Here is a 22,704-nt window from a genome sequence, read left to right on the forward strand (position 1 = left end):
GTGCCTTTCCCCGTTCCGGCGCAGTCCCGGCGCGCTCCGCCCGTTCGTCTTTGAGCCGCAATGAAGGAAGCAAACAGAAAATGCTTTTATTCCCTCCCATGATTTCCTATACCTCCATCATGCGTTGTCTGATCCGGCTCATTTCCTGTACAGCGATAGCCTTCCTCTCTCTGCAAACCGTCCGCGCTGCCCGGCCCAACATTGTCCTCATCCTAGCCGACGACATGGGCTGGTCCGATCTGGGCTGCTACGGTTCTGAAATACCCACTCCCAACATCGACTCTCTCGCCAGGCAGGGAATGCAGGCTACGCGATGCTACACGGCCTCCCGCTGTTCCCCCTCCCGGGCCTCCATCATGACCGGGTGCGAACCCCACAAAGTGGACGTGGGGCTGCTGGACGACGACAGCGGCCGTCCCGGCTACCGGGGACGCCTGAAACCGGACATTCCCACCCTGCCGGAACTGCTGAAAAAAGCCGGCTACCGCACCTACCTGTCCGGAAAATGGCATTTGGGAAAAGTCCGGGGAACCTATCCCTGGGACCGAGGCTTCGACCGCTACCGCGGGCTCCTGGGCGGAGCGGCGGACTATTACAAGCCCATGCCTGACCGTCCCTTCGGTGAAGACGGCAGATTGCTCAAGCCGGAAGACCTGCCCGATGACTTTTACATGACGGAGGACATCACACAGACTGCCCTGGCATATATTGACGATGCCGCCAAGGCAAAAGCTCCTTTCTTCCTTTACGTAGCCTATACGGCTCCGCATACGCCCCTCCAAGCCCCCAGGGAGGAAATAAAAAAATGCTGCCCCTATATGAAGGCAAATCTCCCGGCTCCATTGCCGCCAAAAGGCTGGAAAGCCAAAAACGCCTGGGCATCGTCCCTCCCTCCGCCGAGCTGGGGATGCGCAACAAATTCAATCCGGCCGGCTATGAAAAAAATTCCAGGGAACGCAAGGAATACATATCCGGATGCATGGCCACCTACGCCGCGCAAATCTCCATTATGGACCGGGGCATCGGCAAAATTCTGGAATCCCTGGACCGCCACCGCCTCAGCGGCAACACGATCGTCATGTTCCTGTCGGACAACGGGGCGACGGCGGAAATGCCACAAAACAACAAAAACAAAAAAACCGTGCTGCCTATCGGCCCGCTGGGGGAAGTGGGCTGCCGGGACGGCTACGGCCCCATGTGGGCGGCCGTATCCAACACGCCCTACCGCCAATACAAGATTGAGACCTTTGACGGCGGCCTCTCCGCCCCTTTCATCATCCGCTACCCCAAGGTTCTGCGCCCCGGAACACGCTACCACGCCCCGTTCCTGCTCCAGGACATAGCCCCCACCTGCCTCACCTGGGCCAAACTGTCCGTCCCCAGCCACATGGACGGCAAGCCGCTCAACTCCTATTGGTCCAAACCCGCTTCAATTCCGCCGGAAAAGGTATGGGACAGCATTCCCAACTCCTGCCCTCCCCGTACCATTTTCTGGGAACACCAGAGAAACCGCGCCGCTCTGACGGACAAATTCAAGCTGGTGGCTCCCAACCGGGGACCCTGGCAGGTTTACGACATCAGAGACAGGACGGAACAGAACAACCTGGCCCCCCGGCACAAGGCTCTGGTGGAGCAATTGTCCGAGCAATACAGAAAGTGGGCGCAGGAAACGCATGCCGAATAATCCCCGCACCCCCGCAAGCCAGAAAAAGATGGCCGGAACCGGAACCCCACCCTTTTCCAGATGCTCCGGTTGAAACGCCTTTTGCGAAAAAATCGTGGTTGATCCGGAGCCATTCCGTTCCGGGCCGGCCCTCACCGGGAATTGTCCGGAAACTGTTTCCCGGACACCCGGAACACATCCGGAGGAAGTTCCCGTTAAAGAAAACGGCATTAGTCACGCGCTTGCTCATCCCCATCTGGTGCTACATCGTCATCTTTTTCTCCCTCCTTTGGATAGGAAAGCCCTATCTTTACCGGGACATGGTCAATAAAATCTGTTCCAAACCCTTCTGGTGGACTCCCCTTTGCCTGGGCGGCATGGCCTATGGAGCCGCCATCCTGCTCTGCGCCATTCTGTGGTGGTAGCATGGACCGAGTCCTGAAGACGGCGCCCGGCGCTCTTCCTCCGGAATCCGCATGGTTCCACGGAAAACAGCGCTCTGGAGAAACCGAGTTCATGACCGGGAACGGCGGCAACACCATGTTGTAAAAAAGGAAAAATGGAGTACGCGGCGCCCCCTGTATGAAGGCAAATCTCCCGGCTCCATTGCCGCCAAACGGCTGGAAAACCAGAAACGCCTGGGCATCGTCCCTCCCTCCGCCAAGCTGGGGATGCGCAACAAATTCAATCCGGCCGGCTATGAAAAAAATTGGGAACCTATACACTTAAGTAGCCGAGGCTCCCAATGAACTGTTATTCACCTGTTCCGCATTGCTACGGGTATCTTAAGAAGCATTTTCTTCTATAGTTTAAGCAACCCAGTCCTCTGCATCATGAGCTGAATCCGTTCTCCGGAACGCCCGGCAAATCCCGCTCCGGATTCAGGACTGTTTTTTTAACCAAGGCAATAATCTGTCTCTTGACCTCTCGCGCCGCTTTTTAAAATCAGCCTGGTAGGCCTCATACATAAAACACTGCGCCCCGTCGCTGGCGGTCATCCCCAGGTCGGAGTAAAACTTGACCTTCCTCAGGGTTCCCTCCACAGGGGCGCCCACCACGAACTTGTCCCCCTTCACCGGGAAATAAACCAGCGCGCACCGTTTCCCTACGGCTTCAAGCCCCCCCCTCTGTCACATCGGCGGCCAGAGGGCAAGCGGTGACCGTGTCGATATAAAGATACGCCACAGGCTTTTTTTTGCTCCTGTCCCGTTTTTAGCGCTCCTTCCGTTCAGTCACGAGGTAAACACGCGGAAGCCCGACATCCGCCCGGGAAGGGGAAAGAATGCGGCCCGCAGACAGATGCTCAACAAGATGCCACCCGTTGCCGCCATGCGGTACATTTCTGGAGCATGTCAAAAACAAATCCTCCTGTTTGATCTTGAACACCAGAGTGCGGTACGGCCGAGTGCGTCCATGCATTTGTCCCGCCTGTGGCGAAATTGAGAGGCGCACCAGACTCAGGGCCTGGCGCCGAAAGGCGTACAGGTTCAAGTCCTGCCAGGAACACCGTCAATAACTTTCTTTAAGTAGAAAACCGAGGGAAAATCTATTGCCGCAGGGCACGGCTAGAGAGCATGCGGTAAAAAACCAGCCTTCCAGTAAAACCCGTTCTCCACCTTTTCCGCCTTCAACGGCGCCTTTTCCAGGCTAGTGCGCAACCTGCCAGCAAAAACAAGGCGGATGAAGGTTCCGGAGTAGGAAGAGCCATATCGTTCAGACTGAAAAATTGCATCACATAAGCATCCTTGTAATTCAGAGAAGGAGAAACTGACTCCTTGCGCGTGTCACTGGAAGACACCACGATTTCCTTTTCAAGAAAGGCGGCTCCATCCAGGGCGCGGGCTCCCGTAAACACAAAATTCCCTTCATTATTTTTCTCCTGGGATACAAGCAACTGAGCCAATCCGGTCATGCTATCGTCGGAATCTGTCACTAGAAGAGATTCCAGCAACCCCTCTCCATTCAGAGTATATCCCCAGCAGGTAATAGCATGACCGAACCCTCCTATATTTACCGTAAGCGCCACAGGACCACGGTCCACAAGCCCCTGGACTTGATTGGTGAGAGTAGACAGAGAATTGTGGAAAGCCATCGTCCATATTCCCAAAATGGAAATGTTGCTGCTGTAACTGGGAAAATACTCCTGGAAATAATCCTGGAAAAAATATTGCTTCATCTTGACGTCAAACGGATTGCCCACTCCCTGCCAATGCTGTATATACCAGCGGAATATTTCAGAATTCTGGGCAGAATATTTGTCTCTGGAACCTGTATAGGTCGTACGTACTCCGGAGACAGGACCGTATAATTCCTCGCAAACAGCCCTGTTCCTGTCCCACCAGGAATGAAGCAGATTGGAAGCCGCGGCAGCCGAGCAATGCTTCGTGTCATCATAAGGGAATTCTTTTTTCATGCGGTCTGAATCCACTTTTACAGATCCCGTGCCATTTTCTATAACAAATTTCCAGTATGGCACCACAGGGGTGTAGGCTTTGTTTACATCATACCAGCCTTCCGTCAACGAAACGCCGGGGGCAAACACATAATCCCCTGCAGTCGCAGCGGACGGCCAAGCCAAAGAAAACGCCAGTAATACTTTTTTCCAGTCTGATGCCTTCATTCCAATTTTTTTAAATCTGTTTTCTAACAACAAGTTTTTTGGTTCCACCACAAATGGCGGCGTGCCGCATGTTTAAGGAAGCAATAAATGAAAAATCATATATGTCAATTTCATTCCGCCAAAGGTCTCTTCCCAGAATTCAATTCTACAACGCTCTTTTTCCTTTACCCGCTCTTCCTGGACTCCGCCTCTCCGAGTGAGAATATTTTTCGACAAACGAATTCCATCCGGTGTTAACACTCTGGAAATGGGAAGGAAGACGGCGTCTTTTCCATTGTTTTCATCACTCCGGAAGTGTTGTCCGGCGTCTGCGTAATCTTTACGGCCCAGCCCGGAAGAGCCGTTTCTCGTTATTAAAAGGGGCCAGCTTCAAGTTTTCATTCGGCACTTACCCTCCTGGATAAAGGTAGTAAAATCAACGAAGAACTTGCAAATCTGGTCATGGTTCTTCGAAGGACTCGCAACATTGGAACCACGCCGCTGCCATGTGAACTTCTTTTGAATCATAACATCAGGCCTCTCTCTTGGGACAATCCACAACATACTCGCCATCTCCGAGGCAAAGCCACCTTTGAAACAGGGTAAGAAAAATCATTGGCGTCGTTATGGAGCCTCGCTTCCTGGGGAAAGAATCCAAATTGGATGCCTGCAACATGGGCCCGGGCATGTATCAATATACGGCGATAGACGACTGCTCAAGATACAGGGTCATGAAACTCCATAAAAGGAGAACGGCGACCAATACGCTTCTATTTTTAGAGGACCTTCTGGAAGAAATGCCATTCCCCATTCAGCGTATTCAAACAAACGGGGATGGGGGTTCTTTGCAGAAATCCTCCGGGAAAACACAGCCTTCCGTCCAAACGGTCATGCAAGCGTCATCTCCTCGGAACAACAGATGTGCGGGACTTCCGGGAAATGAGGAGCAATAGCATAAAAATACCTTTTACGTTGCATTTCACCAATTAAAATTCACGAAATAGTTAATAATTTGCAGAAAACGAAATTTATTCAAGGTTCCATGAAAAACGGCCTCCACTCCTTGCGGGACTACTTCCCTTGCTGCCTTTATTCTCCCGGCTTTCCGGAGATACTGTTCACCTGACAAAATTTCCTCACTAGCCGGAGACACAAAGAAAAAAGGAAGGAATCACACTCCAGATTCGTGATTTCATCATCCATTGTATTTTCATCATCATTAATTTTCAAAAAATCCCCTTGGACCGGAATTTATGAAAACACGCTATTCCGTCCAGGGAGCATCACGCGGTTTCCCTTGACAAATGGTTTGCCTCTCCTCTTCTCTCCCCTTGCGAAAAATTGCAAGAACACGCCCGTTTTACTTCTCCGTTTCCAAAACCGACATTTCTCCCTTTTTTCTAACAATTATTTAAACTACAGAAGCATTCCCTTTCAAGATGATAGAGTATTAGAATACTTCTAAATTAAGAAAAACTCATTGATTATAAATATAGTTCTATTAAACTTTCATAAGTCTTCTTTCAGATGAACGCCTCATTCTTCATACTCGCATCTTAAATTATTTTTACAATATGGAATATTTTTGAAACATAAGCGCCGGAGATTTTTCAAAATGTATTTTGTGCAGAATGTCCTCCTGAATTTTCTCTTTCCTGCATGTCGCCATGTCCAAAGAAACCAATAACTCTTTCCTCAAAAAAGCGAACATATTCCAGCCCATTCTGGTCGTCGTCATTTCCATCGTCGGCGGCACGCCGATAGAAAACGGCCATACCGGAAAAATCATTATTCTCATCATCCTGGGTCTTGCCTTCATCATCTGGCATGTGGAATGCCAGCTCATGCTCAATAAAAAAGAGGAAGGGGAAGTACGGTCCTGCATCCGTAAATGCCAGACCGCAACTCTCTATGAAAAGGCATGTACCGCCCTCAGTAAAGAATATGAAAACTTTGCCAACAAACTGGACGGCTCCCAGGAGATGCCATGGGACTTCAGCCAGGGGAGCGGTTTCCTGTGCGCCACAATTGCCGCTGCATTGGCGGAATACAAAAAATCCCTCATCTTCGAGGTACTTTACATCAAGGCGGAAAAGACGGAAGGCCGTATCCTGCTCAGCGTAGAAGGATACGCCCAGGGAGACCATAATGACGACACTCCGTCCATTCTGGCACAACTGCCGCGGCCCGTCACCAATACCCCTTCCATGCTGGATGAACAGCTATTCATGGAGCACCGTCTCAATCCCCTGGTTCTCTCCACGCCCCGCCAGGTGGCGCGCTTTTTCTTCCGCAAGCGCAATCAGCCTCCGGAGAAAAAATATCTGCAATACATTGCCGTCCCCGTAGTGTGCCACAGGAATGAAATCGTCGGCCTGATAGAAGTGGCCGTGAAGAGAACCCCGCTTCTGTCCCCGCCCGTGGTTCTGGAAGACCATGAACTGGCCGTCATCAAATCATGGCTGTATCATCTGAAAAACCACTTTCTACTGTTCCATAAAATAGAAAAAAGGGTAGCCGGAAAGGCAAGCCGTCCGGACTTTCCGGAAGATCGGAATTCCTGCGCCTGACCCCCCGGCTTCCCGGTTCATTCAGGAGAAAGGCTCCCTTGGAAATTTTCATAAGCCTTCCGGTTCGCCCATACAACCGATAAAAAACTCCGCAGGGGATCAATCCCCGCGGAGTTTCAATTGAAAAAAGAAGTGGTACTTGGACCGGGACTCGAACCCGGGACCAATAGATTAAAAGTCTACTGCTCTACCAACTGAGCTACCCAAGCACTTTACCCTTGGTGGAAGGGCGGAAGCAGTAAACACCACCTTTCCACGCATGGCAAGAGTAAAATGGGGCACGGGATGAAAAAAGATCAGGATTCCATGCACTCCTGCCACCGCGTACGCCACTCAGACGGAATGCGTACGGGACGGCCCTGGGGCATCTGCACGAAGGCAAGTTTCTGATGAGCTCTCACCAGCAAATCGTTGTTGGAAGCACGGCACATCTCGAAATCACACCAGAAACTGGCTCTTTCCACGGACTGAAGCCATCCGGTCGTCACAATCGTATCCCCCAGAACGGCCGGCCGAACGTAGTCGATTTCGTGGCGCACCACCACGGTGAATTGCTGGAGGTCACCCATGGTTTTATAATCCATGCCCAGCTTTGCTCCCAGTTTGGTGCGGCAGGCTTCAATCATGCGCAGATAGGCCAAGTTGTGGACCACGCCTCCACAATCCGTATCATAAAACATGACCTCGTCTTCCGTTTGAAACACCAGCTCCGGATTCATGGTCCCATTGTAAGAAGGATGAAGTGGGCGTGAAAGAAAATTCCGGTTCAGCCATGCCATGCATGGTGCGTCCGCGCCAGGGTCAGCACGCAGACGGAAGAGGCTCCGGCGCGAAGCAACAGACGGGAACAGGCATCCGCCGTGGCTCCGGTTGTGAATACGTCATCCACCAAAAGAATGTCCCGGCCACTGATGGGGCGGCGTTTTAACTTGCTTTCATGAGCAGCGTATATTTTCCGGGCGTGCCTGAGACGCTGTTCCCGTGCCAGGCTTGCCTGGGGCATCCGGGCCGGCAGGCGTTTCAGCACCGGGGCGACGGCCCAGCCAAGTTCCTTCCCCAGCAGCACGGCCAGTTCCTCCGTCTGGTTGTATCCTCTCCGGACAAGTTTGCGCCAGTTCATCGGAACCGGAACCAGCAGTCGCTCCCTTCCTCCGAACCAGTGGCGGTTTCCGCGCACGGCTTCCGCCATCATCCCCGCAAAGGTTCCGGCCAAGTGCAGGGCTCCGGCATATTTGAAGGAAAGAAGCAGTTCCCTTAGTTCTCCGTCATTGACGTACACGGCGCGCGCCTCCTCAAAGGAGGGAGAGTCCCCGGCACAGCGGGAACACATCCCGCCGGGAATGAAGGAACCCTCCGCCGGCTCCCCGCAAACGGCGCAGAAGGGTGGCTCTATGGAAATAAAACGCTCCCGGCATGCCGGGCAGACGTACCTTCCGTCCGGGCTGCGGCAACCGCATAGCTCACAGACAAAGGGATATACCCAGGAAGACCATTCCCTGAATATTTCCGCCAGCATTCCCCCCACGTATCAAAAGCTCCCGGGAAAACCCGCTATTCATTCTCCTCATCCGGAGAGACGGCGGATTCTTCCTCCGGCATGTCTTCCAGAAGCTTGTCAATGGCCTCAATCAGGCGCCACGGGCAGCGTTTGCGCTGGTATTTGCGCCACAGCAGGTCGCGCAGAGTAATCCAGAGGTCACGCGTGAATTCCACCTGTTCCCATTCCACATCGTCGCGTTCCGCACGGCCCACCTTGGGGGCGCATTCCAGCTTCCATTTATTGGCGTGGTGGCATGCCCTGTACACCAGGGTTCCTTCATCCGTGCGTTCTTTCCACGTGTGAACTTCCATGCGGTCGAGTGTGCAGGGAGATTCCTTCCGGGTAAAGCGGAATTTTTGCTAGTCATCCGCCCCCGCGGGATTAGTATGGCCCCTGTCATGAACGACACTGAAATGATTGAATGCCACGAGCCTGCCCTCCAGATGCAGCGCCTCATCTCCATCATGAAGCGCCTGCGCGCGCCGCAAGGCTGCCCCTGGGACGCCGAACAGACACACAAATCACTGATCACCAACATGATTGAGGAAGCGTACGAGGCTGTGGACACAATCCAAAGGGACGACTGGAAACAAATGCGGGAGGAACTGGGCGACGTGCTGCTCCAGGTCGTTTTTCACGCGGAAATCGCCCAGGAAAACGGACGGTTCGATTTCAATGACGTGGCCGCCGAAGTCAGTGAAAAGCTCATCCGCCGCCACCCCCACGTATTCGCCAGCTCCCGGGCGGATACGACGGACGCCGTCCTGACCCAGTGGGACAAGATCAAAAGACAGGAAAAAGGGACGGAATCCACCCCCTATCTGCACGGCACGGGCAAGGGGCTGCCTGCCCTTCTCCGGGCTTGGAAACTTCAGAAAAAAGCCGCGAAAGCCGGGTTTGACTGGCCGGACGCCCAGGGAGCCCTGGACAAGGTGAAGGAAGAAACGGCTGAATGCGAGGAGATACTGCCCCTGCCGGAAGAAGACCCGCGTATCACGGAAGAACTGGGGGACCTGCTGTTTTCCGTGGTGAACCTGTGCCGCAAAAAGGGAATAGACCCGGAAGTGGCCATGACGGGCGCCAACAAAAAGTTCGAACGGCGTTTCAATAAAATGGAACGCCTGCTGGCCAAAGACGGCCTCACACTGGACCAGGCGGACCTGGACGCGATGGAAGCCCGCTGGCAGCAGGCGAAATCCGCCGAATAACGGAGTTCCCAGCTATTTCTCTTCCGGGAATCGCGTTTCTCTCCGCGGTTCCCGGATTTTTTATGCGCCGCTCTCCCGGCCCTGAATCCAGAGAGGGACAGGGAGCACGGAAGCCCGGTGACCACTCAATGCCTGCGGCGGCGCAGCAAAAGCACCCCCAGCCCCAGGAGGCCCAGTGCGGCGGAGGCAGGTTCGGGAACAGGACGCACCAGCGTAACCACGCCGTCATTCATCCAGGTGCCTTCATTGTCCAGCACGAAACCGGCATTTTTCAGGGCGGTATCGTACAGCACACAGACCGTGGAAAAATCGGCGTTGGAAGCGCTGCCCGGAAGGTCCCTGTCACACAGGACAAAGTTGATAGTGCTCACCCGGGAGGCCATCAACTGGTCCATCAGGCCGCCGCTGCATTCCGTAAGCAGCAGATTCACCCCTCCGGAAAAGTCCAGGGATGCCTGTCCCGTTCCGGTGATCAGCGCATTGGTCGTCCAGGTGGAGGCATTCGTCATGGAGAAATTGCCGTCGGCATAGCTGATGTTCAGTCCGGGAGCGGAAGAGGCCGCGGAAGAAACGGTGAGGGAGGAAAGTTCCCCCATCCTGATGCCGGAATCCGCAGCATGAATCAGCATGTCGGCGATGACGGCCTGCTGCCCCGCGGCGACATCCAGCAGAGACCCGGAAAACTCCGTATGGGAGAGGGCGGCCCCGGTCCTGACCTCCACCTTCACGCCATGGAACAGGGCGCGGTCAGCGGAACTTCCGCCCCGGACAATGCCGTACCCGCCGGAAGACCCGAACGAAGCCCCGGCCACGGAGGAGGAACCCGCCCCGGTCCGCGCCGTCACCGTCACGGAGGCATCCGCCGGGGAAGAAGAGTTCAGCGTATTGACAGAGGCTCCGATCCCCTTCAGCTCCACGGAACTGATGTAGGAAACAACCCCGGCCTTGACGTCCAGCCGGGAGTCCGCCCCTTGCAGAACAACTCCGGCCTTCGTGTTGAGGGCTTCCGCATGGGCCAGTTCCAGGGCGGCATGGTCCGTCACACGGAAAGTGCCGTCCCAGGTATTGGCGCCTCCCAGCACCACGCGGCCATTCCGGCCGGCGTTGTCGTTCCTGATGCAGATGGTCCCGGAGGTTTTGCCGGGCTTGATTTCCCCGTTGAAGGTCATCACATGGCTGTCCCCGGACGCGGTCATGGTGTCCGGATCATATCCAGTCGTGTCCAGTACGAAGTCCGCGCTCCCGGCGTCCACCACCATTTCATAAGTGGTGTTCCAGTCGGCATCCAGCATGCCCAATATGCCCCCGCCATTCAGAAGAATCATGTTGCCGACCTTGGCAACGCCGTTTTCCTTATAAGCCGTTCCGGACAGGGAGCCGAACCCGCTGCCCAGCCGCAGCACGCCTCCGTCATTCACCTGCAAGTCATAATCATACACGTTTTTGGAACTTCCGCCCCCTACGACCAGATTGCCGTTTTCAGAAACATTCAATTTCCCCTCCAGGAAAAGCGTTTTCGCCACCTTGATGATCCCCTCCTGAATGTCCAGGCCTGCCAGGCGGGCGTTCCCGACAGTCTGGGAGAACGTTCCCGTCTTGATCAGGCTGATATAGCCGGAATCGTTCATCAGGCCGTTGTCGTACATATCCACATACCGCCCGAATCCCATGTCGCCATTGTAAACGCGGTCCTGCCTCTGGGTGGACAAATGCAGCGTAACGGAGGAATCCTTCCCGGCGCTTTTCTCCGCCGTAATGGCGGATTCCTCATCCATCCCCGCTACTCCGGCCAGGCTCCATTCATGGCCCTCATCCATGGGATAGAGGTGAAGCACCGTCGTTTTCGCTCCGTTCAAGCTCAGGTCAAAGGAGGCATGGTTCCACTTGTTTTGCGCCAGGGAGGCCTGCACCACTCCGCTGGCCCCGGCAGCCGCTCCCATGCTGACGGTTCCGGAAAAGCCGGAGCCGTCGTCCAGCCGGAAAACGCTATTGGCATGGTCGGTGGAATCCTGCAAAAACAGGTTGGCGGCAGCGCCGCCCTGAACCCGGGAAATCACGGCGCCGATCACCCTGTCCGTATGAGTCACCGTTACGCGGGAATCATCTGCAACCGTCAGCAGGTTGTTCAGGGACGCCACCTGCTGGACAAATCCGGAACTGGCATAATCCAGAGCCAGGGAAGTTCCGTCAAACATCCGTATTTCCCCCGTTCCCAGGGCGGAGGAGTCACGCATGACGATCCTGCCGCCATTGACTTCCGTTCCACCGGAATAGGTGTTCGCCGTCTCTATAATGAGGGTGCCTTTTCCATCCTTGGTCAGAATGGTTTTCCAGTCGCCGCTTCCGTAATCGTCCGGCAGCGGGCCGTCGGCAATCATGCCTCCGCCGACATGGGCGCGGAAAATGTAATTAACGTCGTCCTTAACCCGGATGGATGCGGGCCGGACCGTCCCTCTGATCTGCACAACGTTATATTCCCTTCCTCCGTCCATTTCCACCGCCCCCGTCTTTCCGTCGCCCTCCCTGCCGAAGACGACGTGATAGGAATCCCTGTAGAAACCGTTCACACCCAGATTTTTGCCGAGCCCTTCCAGCCAGTGGTTCCGGTCTGTTCCCTGGCCATCCGCCTCCGTATTGGCAAACCAGACATTGTCCGTAGCCGCCACGGCCTCGTCATTTTCCCCGCTTTCCCCATTGTACCAGGTGCGGGTGGGAGTATTGGTGACGGTCATGACCAGATTCAGGGAATCCTCTGTAATCTTGATAATGCCGAAATAGCCGCCGCCCACGGAAATCGTACGCGTCTGGAATCCTCCCAGACTGCCGTTGACAAAAATGCCGTTTTCCGTGGTTACCAGGTAGTACTCCTTGTCAATCGTGCTCGTGCCGCTGAAGTTATATCCGGAAAAGCGCACCAGCACATCTCCGTCCAGATTCAGGCGGCCGGAATCCGCTATCCCCTCCACACCCGTAATGGACAGAAGCGGATATTCCGCCTGTTCCACCGGAAGAATGTCACAGTCAAAATACAGGTAGGCCGAGTCGGAAATCGAAACGGAACCGTTCACCACGGCGGTTTCCGGCACTTGAATTACGCCGTCCCCAGCGGCCACTTCCCTGGAAGCGGAAGTGACGATGTGAAGAGCATACCCGGAATTGATCGTCATGTTCCCCATCCCTGCGCCCCAGTCCTGCACAACGCCCCCGGAAGCCACGCCTTCCGTCACGCCCAGTTTCAGCGTAGTTCCTCCATACAGGACGGCACTCGCATTTACCCTGAGATTGTTGAATCCGAGCGTTCCCTCCTGGAGGGTCAGATGGCGGACGGTGGCCGTGTGGATATATTGCGACCCTTTCCCCGCCTTGACCAGAGACAGCGTCTCCTTGCCGGCCGCAGTGATCTTCCCTGAAGAAGTGGAACCGTATGCGGAAGCCGTTCCGAAAACGCCGGCAAAATACAGTTCATCCGCCTCCCTCACATCAAGTGTCAGCGTACTGGTGGAATTGGTCAGAACGCGCAGGGTGTCCACTTCTCCAGCGATGGAATAGGCGCCGCCGTAGTATTCCGTGTCCTGCGTCTTGCCGATCAGGTCTCCCTGCAATCCCGCCAGAATGGAATCTGACCGGACCAGGAGAATGTGGTACAGGTCCATGCGCTCCTTGCCTTCAAAGGCGGTTCCGTTGTCGGAGGCATTCACCGCATGCCCGCGCGTCAGGTCTACCCTGGCGTTCCTCAGAGCGTCGTCTTCTATGGAAAGCTGAACCGCTCCCGGCTTGCGGACGTCAAGGCGGTCGTTGTTGGCGTTGGCATTGGCGGAGGATTTGGCAGAGGAATACAGGATGTAGTTGTCCAGTTTCACCGTGCCACTGAAATCGGATTTTTCCCCTTCCGGCAGGTTTTCGTCGCTTATGCGGAACATGCTCGCCCATTTGTCCGCCCCGTTGGACGTAGTGGAGGTATAGCCCATCAGCGTCAGTTCACCATACCCGCTGAGCCTTCCTGTCAGACTCAGGGTGCGCCAGTGGCGGGAGGTCAGGTAGTCCCACTGGTAGCCGGAGTTGTTTTCCGAGTTTTCATCCCGTTCTGCCAGGGACATCGGCGAATAGCCAATGATAACCCGGGCCGAGTCCTTGGAGGAGAAGCCTATCTGAATGTCGTTGGAAATCGTTGGATTGCGGTAGGAGCTGTCCAGTTCGTTCGCGAACGGATAGTTGATGTAGAGCTGCGTCCCGTCCGCCATGCGGATGCTGCCGGAGCCAAGCGCTCCTTCGCGTGCCGCAAGGATGCTGCCCTCCAGAATCTCCGTGCCTCCGGAGAACGTATTGCAGGTAGCCAGCGTCAGCATTCCCTGCCCCTCCTTGCGCAGATAGCCCGGAGCATCCGCCTCCCCATCCGCAATGCAGCCGCCGCCTTCCGCCACTGCATGGAACCTGTAGCCCAGACCGTTATTCGCCGTCTTGTCCACCGTGACCGTCATGCTGGAAATACCCACCGTGCCCTCAATGCAAACGTCAAAGCTGTTGATGTCCTTTCCGGACAAATCCTTCATGCCGAAGCAGACTTCCCGGTCTCCATTCCGGAAGGTCAGGCCGCCCTCCCACGGGCTGCTGCCGGAAGAACCGTCTGCCCATACATTTCCTTCCGCGGAGCCGGAGGCATTCCCCTGCCAGACGTAATAGGTGAATTTGTCCGTATCGAAAAAGGTTCCTGTCAGTGAGGAGGAATCCAGCCCGGTCAGCAGCATCTGCCATTTGTCGCTGCCCCGAACATTCAGCGTAATGCCCCCGTATACGTCAATATCCCTGTAAATCCAGTTGCCGTCCGCATCCTTCCCCTCGGCATACCGGATTATTTCCTTTTGCACCCCTTCGGAAAGGGACAGCGCATGCCCGTCCGTCAGGGAAACAAGCTTCCGGGAGATTCCGGATTCCGCGTCCGGGCCGGGGGAATTTACCGTCAGCATGCTTCCATGGGAAAATTGGACGGAGGAGTCCAACTGCAGCGTTCCCTCCATATCCATGACCAGCTCACGGCCGAATGTGATTGTTCCGGAAGATTGAATGGACATCAGGGCCAGTTCGGACGCACGGGCGCTTCCGTTCAGGGTCAGGGAAGCGCCAGAGGCGATGTCCAGCCGTGCGCCGGAAGACATGGAAAAACCGTCTTTCAGCGTGATGCCGCCGCCTTCCCCTATGCGGAGCGTTCCATTCTGAATATCCAGGCTGCCCAGATGGGCCGCATAAAGAGTCTGGGTGCCGGTTCCCTTCTTGACCAGGTTGATGATTCCCGTTCCGTCCGCTTCAATAACCTTTCCGGTGGTGTAGCTGTCCCTGTCCGCAGTGCCCGCATGGTAGGCTCCGTCCGCCCCTGCTCCTCCGATGATTCCCTTGAATTCATGGTCTTCCGCATTATCGACCGTCAGGGTAGCGGTCTTTCCATTTCCGACCGTGACGCGGGAGGAGCCGCCTGCCGTGTCCCCCTCAAGTCCGGCGGTGCTCAAATCCCCTTCCAGCTTCAGCACCACATAGGCGGCCGTGCCGACTCCGGACGTCAGCCAGTTGTCCAGGCCGCCCGGATTCGTTCCTCCCTGGCGGATCAGGGAGAGGTCCACCACGGTGGAGTGCATGTCGCCCGCTGCCTGGACCTGGACGGGAGTGTTGTAATTGCCGTTGCCGTCCATTTTGGAACGGGGAGCCGCCGTTTCCAGCGTTCCGCTGAAACCGCTCATATCCGCCCCGGTCAGGTCAAAGATGGAAACGCGGGCGCGGCTGGTGTTTTCCAGCACCAGGGTTCCGGTTCCCGCAATCCTGCCCTGCAGGAAGGCCGTACGGGCCGTGGAATTGGAAAATCCCAGGTAAACCCTGGAATCCGCTCCACCTGCCAGATTGATGTCCATCCAGTAATATTTATCCTTGTTTCCAGCGTCGCTCACGTTGGAACTTTCCAGGAAAATGTCTCCGGAACCCTCCATCGTTACGGCGCCATCGTAACCCTCTTCCGGACGGGCCGCCCCACCTGACGGCACAACAATGTCCGCCCCGGCGACCAAAGGTTCCGCGGCATTCCTCCAGGTTCCCGCCGTCGAACAGGCCGGGACTTCCTGCCGGAGGGGCTCCTGTTCCAGCTCGCCTTTACTCCCCTGTTCCTCCTTATCCTGTTCCTCGTCCTTTCCGGATGACGGCTTGGAGCCGTCTTTCCCCGTGTCCGAATGATGGGGAGGCGGAGAAGGCAGGTGCATATTGCCTCCTTGGGAAGGATCATGCATCATCGGACGGCTGCTGCCTGAAACCAGGGCATTTGCCAGCACCCCGTGAACCAGCTTGACGGCGGCGTCCTCGTCGCCCTGGAACGTGTACTCCTGCCCAATGTGGGAAACCGCCACTTTCCCTTTGAAAAGCTCGTCGGAACGCAGCTTCCGCCTGAGATGCCATTCCTCTCCCGGCTTCAGGGGAAAAGGAGGGGAAATCCTCACCAGGCCCACCTCTTCCCCGGTTCCGGAATGGCCGGCCGCAGGTTCCACCACGGCGTCCACTTTTCTTCCTGTCCTGTTTTCAAAGTAAAAAGTAACGCCCTTCCATAATTTTTTCTGCCGGGCCGGGTACTGTACCAGCAGCCCTCCCTTTTCCTTCAATTCCTCATAATCGCTAACAGCCAGCATATAATCTCCATTCAACAGCACGGCTGCATCACGCTGAACCGCGGGAGTGTTTCCGGAGAGAGCCGGAAAGCCTTCTGCAAAGGATTTATCAAGAAATAGTGATAAAACTCCAGCGCAACAGATAAGAAAGAGAATGCTTTTCATGGTTGTTGGTTTATCTTTATGCAAGGCTCAGACAAAAGTGCGCGCCATATACACCCGGATTTCAAGGCTGTCAATAAGAACGGCGATGCCCGCCTCAAACAGGAAATGAGATGCCTCGGAATCCGGACGCGTCACGGAAACTTTTTCATTTTTCAATGGAGCCGTCATCGGCGGGGCAATAAATACCGGATTTGCAATCCGGAAATCCCTGGCGGTGGAAACAATCCGGCTTTCCTCCGGCCTGATTCAGTACCCATGATCCGGAAAACGAGCACATCCGGTTCCATCCTCTGCCCGTTTCAATCCGCTGGCCACAAGCATCTACCGTTCTAATAAAATTCCGAACGGCGGAAAAGGGAGGAAGATTCCTCCCCGCGTTGCTGCGGACATCATTGATCCGCGAAAACCGGAAAACTACTGTTCCCGGAAGAAAAAATATCTGGATAAACGGGCGTAAATTTGGCTCAAACGCTTTTTCCTCAAAATTACAGGTTGACCCCGGACTGCAAATCCGCGGCAAAAGACAAAGCACTCATTATTATTCATCAACCGTTCCCATTGGCGGCAAAAACTTCCCGGAAAGATGAAAGCTGATGAAAAAAGCTTTCCCTCCGGTTTTTTCCCAAAAAAGGATTATATCAAGGAATAGAGGAGATGGAACCCTCCTCTCCACAATTCCCTGGAATCAAATTAAAAAGCAACAGGCGGGAAAAACCGCCGGACCGGGAGGCATGAACGTCCAAAATACCGAAATTCCCGGACTTGCACGGCGGAAACGGAGTCTCAGGCCATCATGTTCAGATTCGGGTCCTTCCAGGCCGGATCATACCCCTTGGCATAGCTGAATACGTGCTTGTGCATGTATTCGAAGTAGTGCTCCTTTTGCACCGGAGTAAGCTTTTCCCAGATGGCCACGTTCAGGGCGCGGCACACCTTCTGCATCATTTTCAGCGTAAGCTGCCGCCCCTGGCGTGCCTTCTGGACCTGCTTGTGGGTGAGCTGCTCCGTGGAAATGGCGACCAGATCATGGTTGGTCAAATTCCAGCGTTTCATCAGTTCTTCCAGGGGCTGTTCCCCGTGATTGCGTTCGGCGCCTGCTGCTTCCTCTTCCATACGCCTTTCTTCGTGCCCTATTTTGGGGAAATAGGCAACACATCATTGTCCCATCGTCACTTTTTTTGCATTTCCAGTTGCCCCCAGTCCGGATACATGGTTCAATTCCGCCCGGTTACAACAAAATGATCAGCGAGAAAGAGGAACTACTGGAATGGCGCAAACGCGCCGCCGCACAGCCAAAAGGGCGGGTTGTCCTGGATCTGGAAGCCGACAGCCTGCACCGCTATCAGGAAAAAATCTGCCTGATCCAGTATGCCGATGAAACGGGTTCCTGCCTGATCGACCCCCTCGCCATTGAAGACATGAGCCCGTTTTACAACTGGCTGCGGGACACGGAAGTATGGATGCACGGCGCCGATTATGACATGTGCCTGTTCCAGCGCGCCTGGGAAACGCTGCCTGCCATGATCTGGGACACCCAGACGGCGGCGCGCCTGCTGGGATTCCGCCAGTTCGGGCTGGCCGCCCTGGTGGAGCATTTCCACGGCGTCACGCTGAGCAAGTCCTCCCAGAAGGCGGACTGGGCCCGGCGCCCCCTTTCCCCCACAATGGTCACCTACGCCCTGAACGATGTCAATTACATGCTGGACATGGCGGACAAACTGATGGCCGCCCTCCGGGAAAAAGGCCGCGTGGGCTGGTTTGAGGAGATTTGCCGCCATTCCATGGAACGTGCGCGGGAACGCTACCTGACCGGTCATCCGGACCCCTGGCGCATCCAGGGCAGCGGCAAGCTGAACAGGAAGGGGCTGGCCGCCCTCCGGGAATTGTGGGCCTGGCGGGATTCCGAAGCCAAAAGCTGGGACAGGCCCTCCTTCATGGTCTGTTCCAATGCGGACCTGATCCAATGGAGCGTGGCCCTGCAGGAACAGAGGCCTGTTTCCCCCTCTCCCCGCTTCCATACCCACAGGCGCAGCCGGTTCACGGATGCCGTACAGAAATTCTACCTGCTGGACGAAGACGACTATCCGTGCCGTCCCCACATCCAGCGCCGCCAGCATTCCGAACAATTTGAAGCCAATCTGGACCGTCTCTGCAAAATAAGGGACGAAAAAGCGGAAGAACTGGGCATCGAAGGTTCTTTCCTGATTACCCGCGCCTCTCTGGAAGCCATCGCCGAAGACAAGGAAAAAGGCATGGCCACCCTGCTGAACTGGCAGAAGGAAGCCCTCGGTTTCTGACGGAGCATCCGCGCGCGTTTCATCGCGTTTTTCCTTCCCCGCCCAGGGACGCAGCATCTTGTTTACGGGAAAAATCTCTCCCTGTGCCATGACTCAGACGGGGTGATTTGTTTCTTTCCCGCCGGAGGGAATTCCCTTTAGGATGTGCAGGCTCCGTTCACCCTGCCGCTCTCTTTCCTCACATGACACTCTACACACTGCCATGCACAGAACATTTATCATTCTCTGCCTTTTGGGCGCTCTTGCCGCCCAGGGAAGACAGGCCGGCACGGACATGCTCCAATCTTCCGGACCGGAACCCCAGGGGCAGTTTCTGGCGGATATCAACCTGCTGGGAGCGGATTACGGAGACGAAACCGCTCCCATCCCCGACGACGCCCTCACCCGCACCCTGGGCGGCCTGCATACCCGCGCCTACAAGGAGGGACTCGAATTCCTGGTGGAAAACGCCTTTTCCTACAATTCCATCCACAACCCGGCGCCCGGCAAGCCCGGCACCCAGCTCTGGTATCTGCTGCACGCCCATGCCAACTACCGCCTCATCAAGTCCCCGCGGCAGGAGGATACCTGGCTGAAGCTGGAGCTTTCAGGCTCCGCCGCCCTGAATGGCCGCACCTGGCGGGGCGGCAACATGAACGATGCCATCGGCCTGACGGGAGACACCCACACGGATATTTTCGGGGAAAGAATCTTTTTTCTGCCGGAAATAGCGCTGCTCCAATCCTTCAACCGTGGAAAAAGCGCCCTGGTGGCCGGAGTGGTGAACCAGACGAATTATTTTGATACCAACAGTTACGCCAACTCCTCATTCGGGCAATTCTGCGCGTCTCCCTTCGTTAACAACCAGACCATCCCGATGGCGGACTCCAACCTGGGACTGATCATCCAGCACCAGTTCCACGACCAGTGGTACGCCATGATGGGCGGCAGCTTCACCAGTTGTCCCCAAAACGCGTCTCCCCTGAAACATACGGATGGCAAGAACTTCAATCTGTTGGCGGAACTCGGATGGATACATGATTCCGGTGCCGTCAAGCTGACTCCCTTTGTTGCGCGTATCAACGAACTGCCGGAAGGCGGGGAACGGAAAAATCTGCATACCGTGGCCGGAATAGCCGTGAACGCGGAACAACAACTGGGGTCCAGCCCCTGGAAAGTTTTCTGCCGCGCGGGCTGGAGCGGCTCCACGCGGGACAACGCCTGCGGCGCGGCCGTCCAGTGGTCAGGCGGCTTCGTATGCAGCCAGCCCCTCCAGCATCTGGGAATTTGTTCGGAGGGGGAAGCCAACCAGTTCGGCATGGCGCTGGCGGTCACCCGCCCGGACGACGGAAGCGTGGCGGAAGGCCGGCCCAGGAACAGAAAGGAAGTGGTGATGGAGTGCCATTACAACATCTCCGTCACTCCCTGGTTCCTGATCCAGCCTTCCCTGCTGTGGATTTCCAATCCGGCGGGCAGGGACGACACCGGAAATGCCAGCGTCTTCCGCATGCAGACCATTCTGACGTTTTAAGTTTTTCCACTTTTTTCATTGAGCGGAAGACGCTCCTCCCTATGCTGGAGAGCAGCCTCCCCTTTTTCATGCCTCCCCGCAGCCATTCCTTCATCCTCTTTCTGGCGGTTGTCCTGCTGATACCCGCCTTCTGTCTCCTTACCTCATGGCAGCGCCGCCAGAAGGAGGATAAAATCGCCGTGCAATTCGCGGAACTGGCCGCCTCCCGTCCCCGGACGGTGGGCACGCCGGAACAGCAAAGGGCTCTTCTGGAAGCACTCAGCCGCCAGTATCCGGGCGCGGCGCCTTCCCACAGCGTTCCGTGCATCAGGATTCCCCTCTGTTTTCCGGAAAACGGCCCCTGCCGACCTCTTCCGAAGGTCTTCTGCCTCTTTCTGGACGGCCGCTTTCTGGTTGTTCCGCAGGAACCGGGTGAAAACCCGGGATTTCCATGAACCCGGCGCCCATCCGCATCTTTCCGGACGGTGAAGACGTTCAAATCCGGAGGCATGTATGCCCGGCCTCCCGGCATCCGTGAAAAAATCTTTTCCGCTCCCGCCACGCATGGTAGGCTGGCAGGCGATGAATCATGCCGACTTAGACCAGCTGCTGATCCTGCAGGAAAAGGATGCGCGCATTGCCAGGCTCCGCAAGGAACTGGCCGCCCTGCCGGAACAAAGAACGCGCCTTCTCCGGCAAATGGAGGCTATCAAGCAGAAGGCTCTGGACGCCAAGAAGGAAGTCGCCGGCCTTGAAAAGGACATACGGGACGTGGAAGGAACGATTGAAAATAAGCGTTCCTACATCGGCAAGATGAAGACTCTCCAGTCCAATACCCGCAGGAATGAGGAATACCAGAAGTGCATTCAGGAGGTGGAAAAGACGGAAGCGGCCATCGACGAACTGGAAAACGCGGAACTGGAACTGATGGAGCGCCTGGAAACGGCCAAAGAGAGCCTGGCTCAAAAAATCCTCAAGGTGCAGGATTCCCAGAAGGAAATGGAAGAGATTCTGGCGCGCTTCGACCGGACCGCGGAAACGGACAAGCAGCTTCTGGACAATCTGACCGCCGAACGCGCGGACCTGGCCGCCGCCATTCCCGAAGATTCCCTGGGAGAATATGAGCGGATGACCAAAAGCAAGGGCGTCCCGGTCATCGTGCCCATGGATGAAAAAGGCCACTGCGGCGGATGCCACATGGTCGTTACGGACAATGCCCGCATGAAAGTGCTCGGCGGCCATGAAACCGTTTACTGCGACAACTGCCACCGCATCCTTCACTGACGGACTCCGCGCACACGCCGCCGGCATATCATGAAATCCAGATCGGAAGAGTTTGAAGAGTGGGGGACGGAAGTTATTTTCGGCCGCGCCAGGGGATTCCGCGCCACGATGATGCGCCTGGTGCTGAGAGGCGCCTCCTGGCTGTTCAAGCTGGTGGTACTGATGCGCCTGTACCTGTTCCATTCCAGTATTGCCAGGCAGGCCAGGCTGGGAACGCTCGTCGTCAGCGTAGGCAACATTACCGTGGGCGGCACGGGAAAAACGCCCGTGGTGGAACTGCTGGCGCGCACGCTTACGGAACGCGGCCGCAAGGTGGCCATTCTTACCCGCGGCTACAAGAGCGCGGAACTGGACGACCCCCAGGAATGGAAGGACAAGGACGGAAGGCAGGTGGAAAACCTGCCTAAAATCGCCAGCGACGGCCGCACCCGCTTTCTCAGCCCCCTGTATTCCGGGGACGAACCGTTCATGCTGGCCAAGAATCTGGACGGCGTGGCGGTGCTGGTGGACAAGAACCGCATCAAGTCCGGCATTTTCGCCATCGAACATCTGGGCTGCGACACCCTCCTGCTGGACGACGGGATGCAGTACCTGAAGCTGGCCCACGAACTGGACATCGTGCTGGTGGACTGCGGCGCCCCCTTCGGCACCGGGGCCATGCTGCCGCGCGGCACCATGCGGGAGCCCAAAAGCAGCCTGGCGCGCGCCAGCTACATCGTGCTGACCAAATGCGGCGGCAAGCCGCAGGACGAGCTGATTGCCAAAATCCGGCGCTATAACCCCGTGGCGGAAATCATCGTCAGCGACCACGGCCCCAAGTACCTGGAAAACGTCTTCACCGGGGAACGCCTGCCGCTGGAAGTGCTCAAGGGGAAATGGGTGGCCTGCCTCAGCGGCATCGCCCGGCCGGAAAGCTTTGAGGATTCCCTGCGCTCCCTGGGCGCCAATGTGGAAATCTGCCGCAGATTTCCGGACCACCACTGGTTTGAACAGTCGGAACTGGAAGAATTCTACGACCGGTGCGCGGACCGTGCCATGGATATGATCGTGACCACGGAAAAAGATGCCGTGCGGCTGGAAAAGCCGGAGGAAGACCCGGAAGTCCCCATCTACTTCCTCCGCATTGAAGTAGAGATCTATCAGGGACAGGAAGCCTGGAACCGCTGCGTGGACCGCATCTGCGGCATTTCCGAACCCCGGCCGCGGGACGAATGGACTCCCTCTTCATCCTTTTGAAAAGACTTCCGTTTC

At 56.1% G+C, this 22,704-nt stretch carries 16 protein-coding genes and 1 tRNA gene; 10 read left to right on the forward strand and 7 right to left on the reverse strand.

The window, feature by feature from the left end; all coding sequences use genetic code 11:
• Window positions 1–805 precede the first annotated feature (805 nt).
• The 3 genes from V3C19_RS10975 (at window position 806) to V3C19_RS10985 (ending at window position 2,212) form a co-directional block, all read left to right on the forward strand.
• Window positions 806–1,684 carry a sulfatase-like hydrolase/transferase gene (locus V3C19_RS10975; protein WP_302389009.1) on the forward strand — a complete coding sequence of 293 codons (879 nt, stop codon included), beginning with the start codon at window positions 806–808 and terminating at the stop codon, window positions 1,682–1,684.
• A gap of 221 nt (window positions 1,685–1,905) precedes the next feature.
• Window positions 1,906–2,088: a hypothetical protein gene (locus tag V3C19_RS10980; protein ID WP_130083240.1), complete on the forward strand. Its 183-nt coding sequence runs from the start codon at window positions 1,906–1,908 to the stop codon at window positions 2,086–2,088.
• Between the two features lies 1 nt (window position 2,089).
• Window positions 2,090–2,212 carry a hypothetical protein gene (locus V3C19_RS10985; RefSeq protein WP_275124778.1) on the forward strand — a complete coding sequence of 41 codons (123 nt, stop codon included), beginning with the start codon at window positions 2,090–2,092 and terminating at the stop codon, window positions 2,210–2,212.
• A gap of 1,078 nt (window positions 2,213–3,290) precedes the next feature.
• Here the strand turns inward: V3C19_RS10985 and V3C19_RS10990 are convergent.
• Window positions 3,291–4,283: a hypothetical protein gene (locus V3C19_RS10990; RefSeq protein WP_330937094.1), complete on the reverse strand. Its 993-nt coding sequence runs from the start codon at window positions 4,281–4,283 to the stop codon at window positions 3,291–3,293.
• A gap of 1,646 nt (window positions 4,284–5,929) precedes the next feature.
• Between V3C19_RS10990 and V3C19_RS10995 the strand changes: the two genes are divergently transcribed.
• Complete coding sequence (locus V3C19_RS10995) at window positions 5,930–6,832, forward strand: hypothetical protein (protein WP_130083242.1); 903 nt, start codon at window positions 5,930–5,932, stop codon at window positions 6,830–6,832.
• 133 nt (window positions 6,833–6,965) lie between these two features.
• On the opposite strand, the gene V3C19_RS11000 is transcribed toward V3C19_RS10995, so the two are convergent.
• The 4 genes from V3C19_RS11000 to V3C19_RS11015 all read right to left on the reverse strand — a co-directional run bounded on the left by V3C19_RS11000 (window position 6,966) and on the right by V3C19_RS11015 (window position 8,683).
• Window positions 6,966–7,041 (reverse strand) — tRNA-Lys (locus V3C19_RS11000).
• 87 nt (window positions 7,042–7,128) lie between these two features.
• Window positions 7,129–7,551, reverse strand: a complete 423-nt coding sequence (locus V3C19_RS11005; RefSeq protein ID WP_295875588.1) for a thioesterase family protein — start codon at window positions 7,549–7,551, stop codon at window positions 7,129–7,131.
• 47 nt (window positions 7,552–7,598) lie between these two features.
• Window positions 7,599–8,348, reverse strand: a complete 750-nt coding sequence (locus V3C19_RS11010; RefSeq protein ID WP_130083244.1) for a ComF family protein — start codon at window positions 8,346–8,348, stop codon at window positions 7,599–7,601.
• Window positions 8,349–8,383: 35 nt separating this feature from the next.
• On the reverse strand, window positions 8,384–8,683 hold the full coding sequence (locus V3C19_RS11015; protein WP_067571009.1) for a hypothetical protein: 300 nt from the start codon (window positions 8,681–8,683) through the stop codon (window positions 8,384–8,386).
• An 87-nt stretch (window positions 8,684–8,770) separates the two neighbouring features.
• Between V3C19_RS11015 and mazG the strand changes: the two genes are divergently transcribed.
• The gene (mazG, locus tag V3C19_RS11020) at window positions 8,771–9,580 is read left to right on the forward strand and encodes a nucleoside triphosphate pyrophosphohydrolase (protein WP_130083245.1); all 810 of its coding nucleotides are present in this window, start codon (window positions 8,771–8,773) and stop codon (window positions 9,578–9,580) included.
• 125 nt (window positions 9,581–9,705) lie between these two features.
• Here mazG and V3C19_RS11025 read toward each other — a convergent pair whose 3' ends face one another.
• Window positions 9,706–16,239, reverse strand: a complete 6,534-nt coding sequence (locus V3C19_RS11025) for an autotransporter-associated beta strand repeat-containing protein (protein WP_330937095.1) — start codon at window positions 16,237–16,239, stop codon at window positions 9,706–9,708.
• A 927-nt stretch (window positions 16,240–17,166) separates the two neighbouring features.
• Window positions 17,167–17,496: a hypothetical protein gene (locus tag V3C19_RS11030; RefSeq protein WP_130083248.1), complete on the reverse strand. Its 330-nt coding sequence runs from the start codon at window positions 17,494–17,496 to the stop codon at window positions 17,167–17,169.
• A gap of 125 nt (window positions 17,497–17,621) precedes the next feature.
• On the opposite strand from V3C19_RS11030, the gene V3C19_RS11035 reads away from it, so the two are divergent.
• From V3C19_RS11035 to lpxK, 5 genes are all read left to right on the forward strand, one after another.
• Complete coding sequence (locus V3C19_RS11035) at window positions 17,622–18,680, forward strand: ribonuclease D (protein WP_130083249.1); 1,059 nt, start codon at window positions 17,622–17,624, stop codon at window positions 18,678–18,680.
• 202 nt (window positions 18,681–18,882) lie between these two features.
• Window positions 18,883–20,190 (forward strand): carbohydrate porin, encoded by a 1,308-nt coding sequence (locus V3C19_RS11040; RefSeq protein ID WP_161981225.1) that lies wholly within the window; start codon window positions 18,883–18,885, stop codon window positions 20,188–20,190.
• A 68-nt stretch (window positions 20,191–20,258) separates the two neighbouring features.
• The gene (locus V3C19_RS11045; protein WP_149873766.1) at window positions 20,259–20,624 is read left to right on the forward strand and encodes a hypothetical protein; all 366 of its coding nucleotides are present in this window, start codon (window positions 20,259–20,261) and stop codon (window positions 20,622–20,624) included.
• A 79-nt stretch (window positions 20,625–20,703) separates the two neighbouring features.
• The gene (locus V3C19_RS11050) at window positions 20,704–21,453 is read left to right on the forward strand and encodes a C4-type zinc ribbon domain-containing protein (RefSeq protein WP_295933654.1); all 750 of its coding nucleotides are present in this window, start codon (window positions 20,704–20,706) and stop codon (window positions 21,451–21,453) included.
• 30 nt (window positions 21,454–21,483) lie between these two features.
• Window positions 21,484–22,689: a tetraacyldisaccharide 4'-kinase gene (gene lpxK, locus V3C19_RS11055; protein WP_130083253.1), complete on the forward strand. Its 1,206-nt coding sequence runs from the start codon at window positions 21,484–21,486 to the stop codon at window positions 22,687–22,689.
• Window positions 22,690–22,704: the final 15 nt, after the last annotated feature.

This window comes from Akkermansia sp. AE01SA01, from assembly GCF_036417395.1.
Lineage (GTDB): Bacteria > Verrucomicrobiota > Verrucomicrobiia > Verrucomicrobiales > Akkermansiaceae > Akkermansia.

Excerpts from the sequence above, each read along its gene's own strand:
- V3C19_RS11005 (WP_295875588.1), bottom strand. The coding sequence starts at position 7,551 with ATGAATCCGGAGCTGGTGTTTCAAACGGAAGACGAGGTCATGTTTTAT.
- V3C19_RS11035 (WP_130083249.1), top strand. The coding sequence starts at position 17,622 with ATGATCAGCGAGAAAGAGGAACTACTGGAATGGCGCAAACGCGCCGCC.
- V3C19_RS10985 (WP_275124778.1), top strand. The coding sequence starts at position 2,090 with ATGGACCGAGTCCTGAAGACGGCGCCCGGCGCTCTTCCTCCGGAATCC.
- V3C19_RS11025 (WP_330937095.1), bottom strand. The coding sequence starts at position 16,239 with ATGCTGGCTGTTAGCGATTATGAGGAATTGAAGGAAAAGGGAGGGCTG.
- V3C19_RS11030 (WP_130083248.1), bottom strand. The coding sequence starts at position 17,496 with ATGGAAGAGGAAGCAGCAGGCGCCGAACGCAATCACGGGGAACAGCCC.
- mazG (WP_130083245.1), top strand. The coding sequence starts at position 8,771 with ATGAACGACACTGAAATGATTGAATGCCACGAGCCTGCCCTCCAGATG.
- V3C19_RS11040 (WP_161981225.1), top strand. The coding sequence starts at position 18,883 with ATGCACAGAACATTTATCATTCTCTGCCTTTTGGGCGCTCTTGCCGCC.
- V3C19_RS10975 (WP_302389009.1), top strand. The coding sequence starts at position 806 with ATGCTGCCCCTATATGAAGGCAAATCTCCCGGCTCCATTGCCGCCAAA.
- V3C19_RS10990 (WP_330937094.1), bottom strand. The coding sequence starts at position 4,283 with ATGAAGGCATCAGACTGGAAAAAAGTATTACTGGCGTTTTCTTTGGCT.
- lpxK (WP_130083253.1), top strand. The coding sequence starts at position 21,484 with ATGAAATCCAGATCGGAAGAGTTTGAAGAGTGGGGGACGGAAGTTATT.
- V3C19_RS11015 (WP_067571009.1), bottom strand. The coding sequence starts at position 8,683 with ATGGAAGTTCACACGTGGAAAGAACGCACGGATGAAGGAACCCTGGTG.
- V3C19_RS11045 (WP_149873766.1), top strand. The coding sequence starts at position 20,259 with ATGCCTCCCCGCAGCCATTCCTTCATCCTCTTTCTGGCGGTTGTCCTG.
- V3C19_RS11010 (WP_130083244.1), bottom strand. The coding sequence starts at position 8,348 with ATGCTGGCGGAAATATTCAGGGAATGGTCTTCCTGGGTATATCCCTTT.
- V3C19_RS10995 (WP_130083242.1), top strand. The coding sequence starts at position 5,930 with ATGTCCAAAGAAACCAATAACTCTTTCCTCAAAAAAGCGAACATATTC.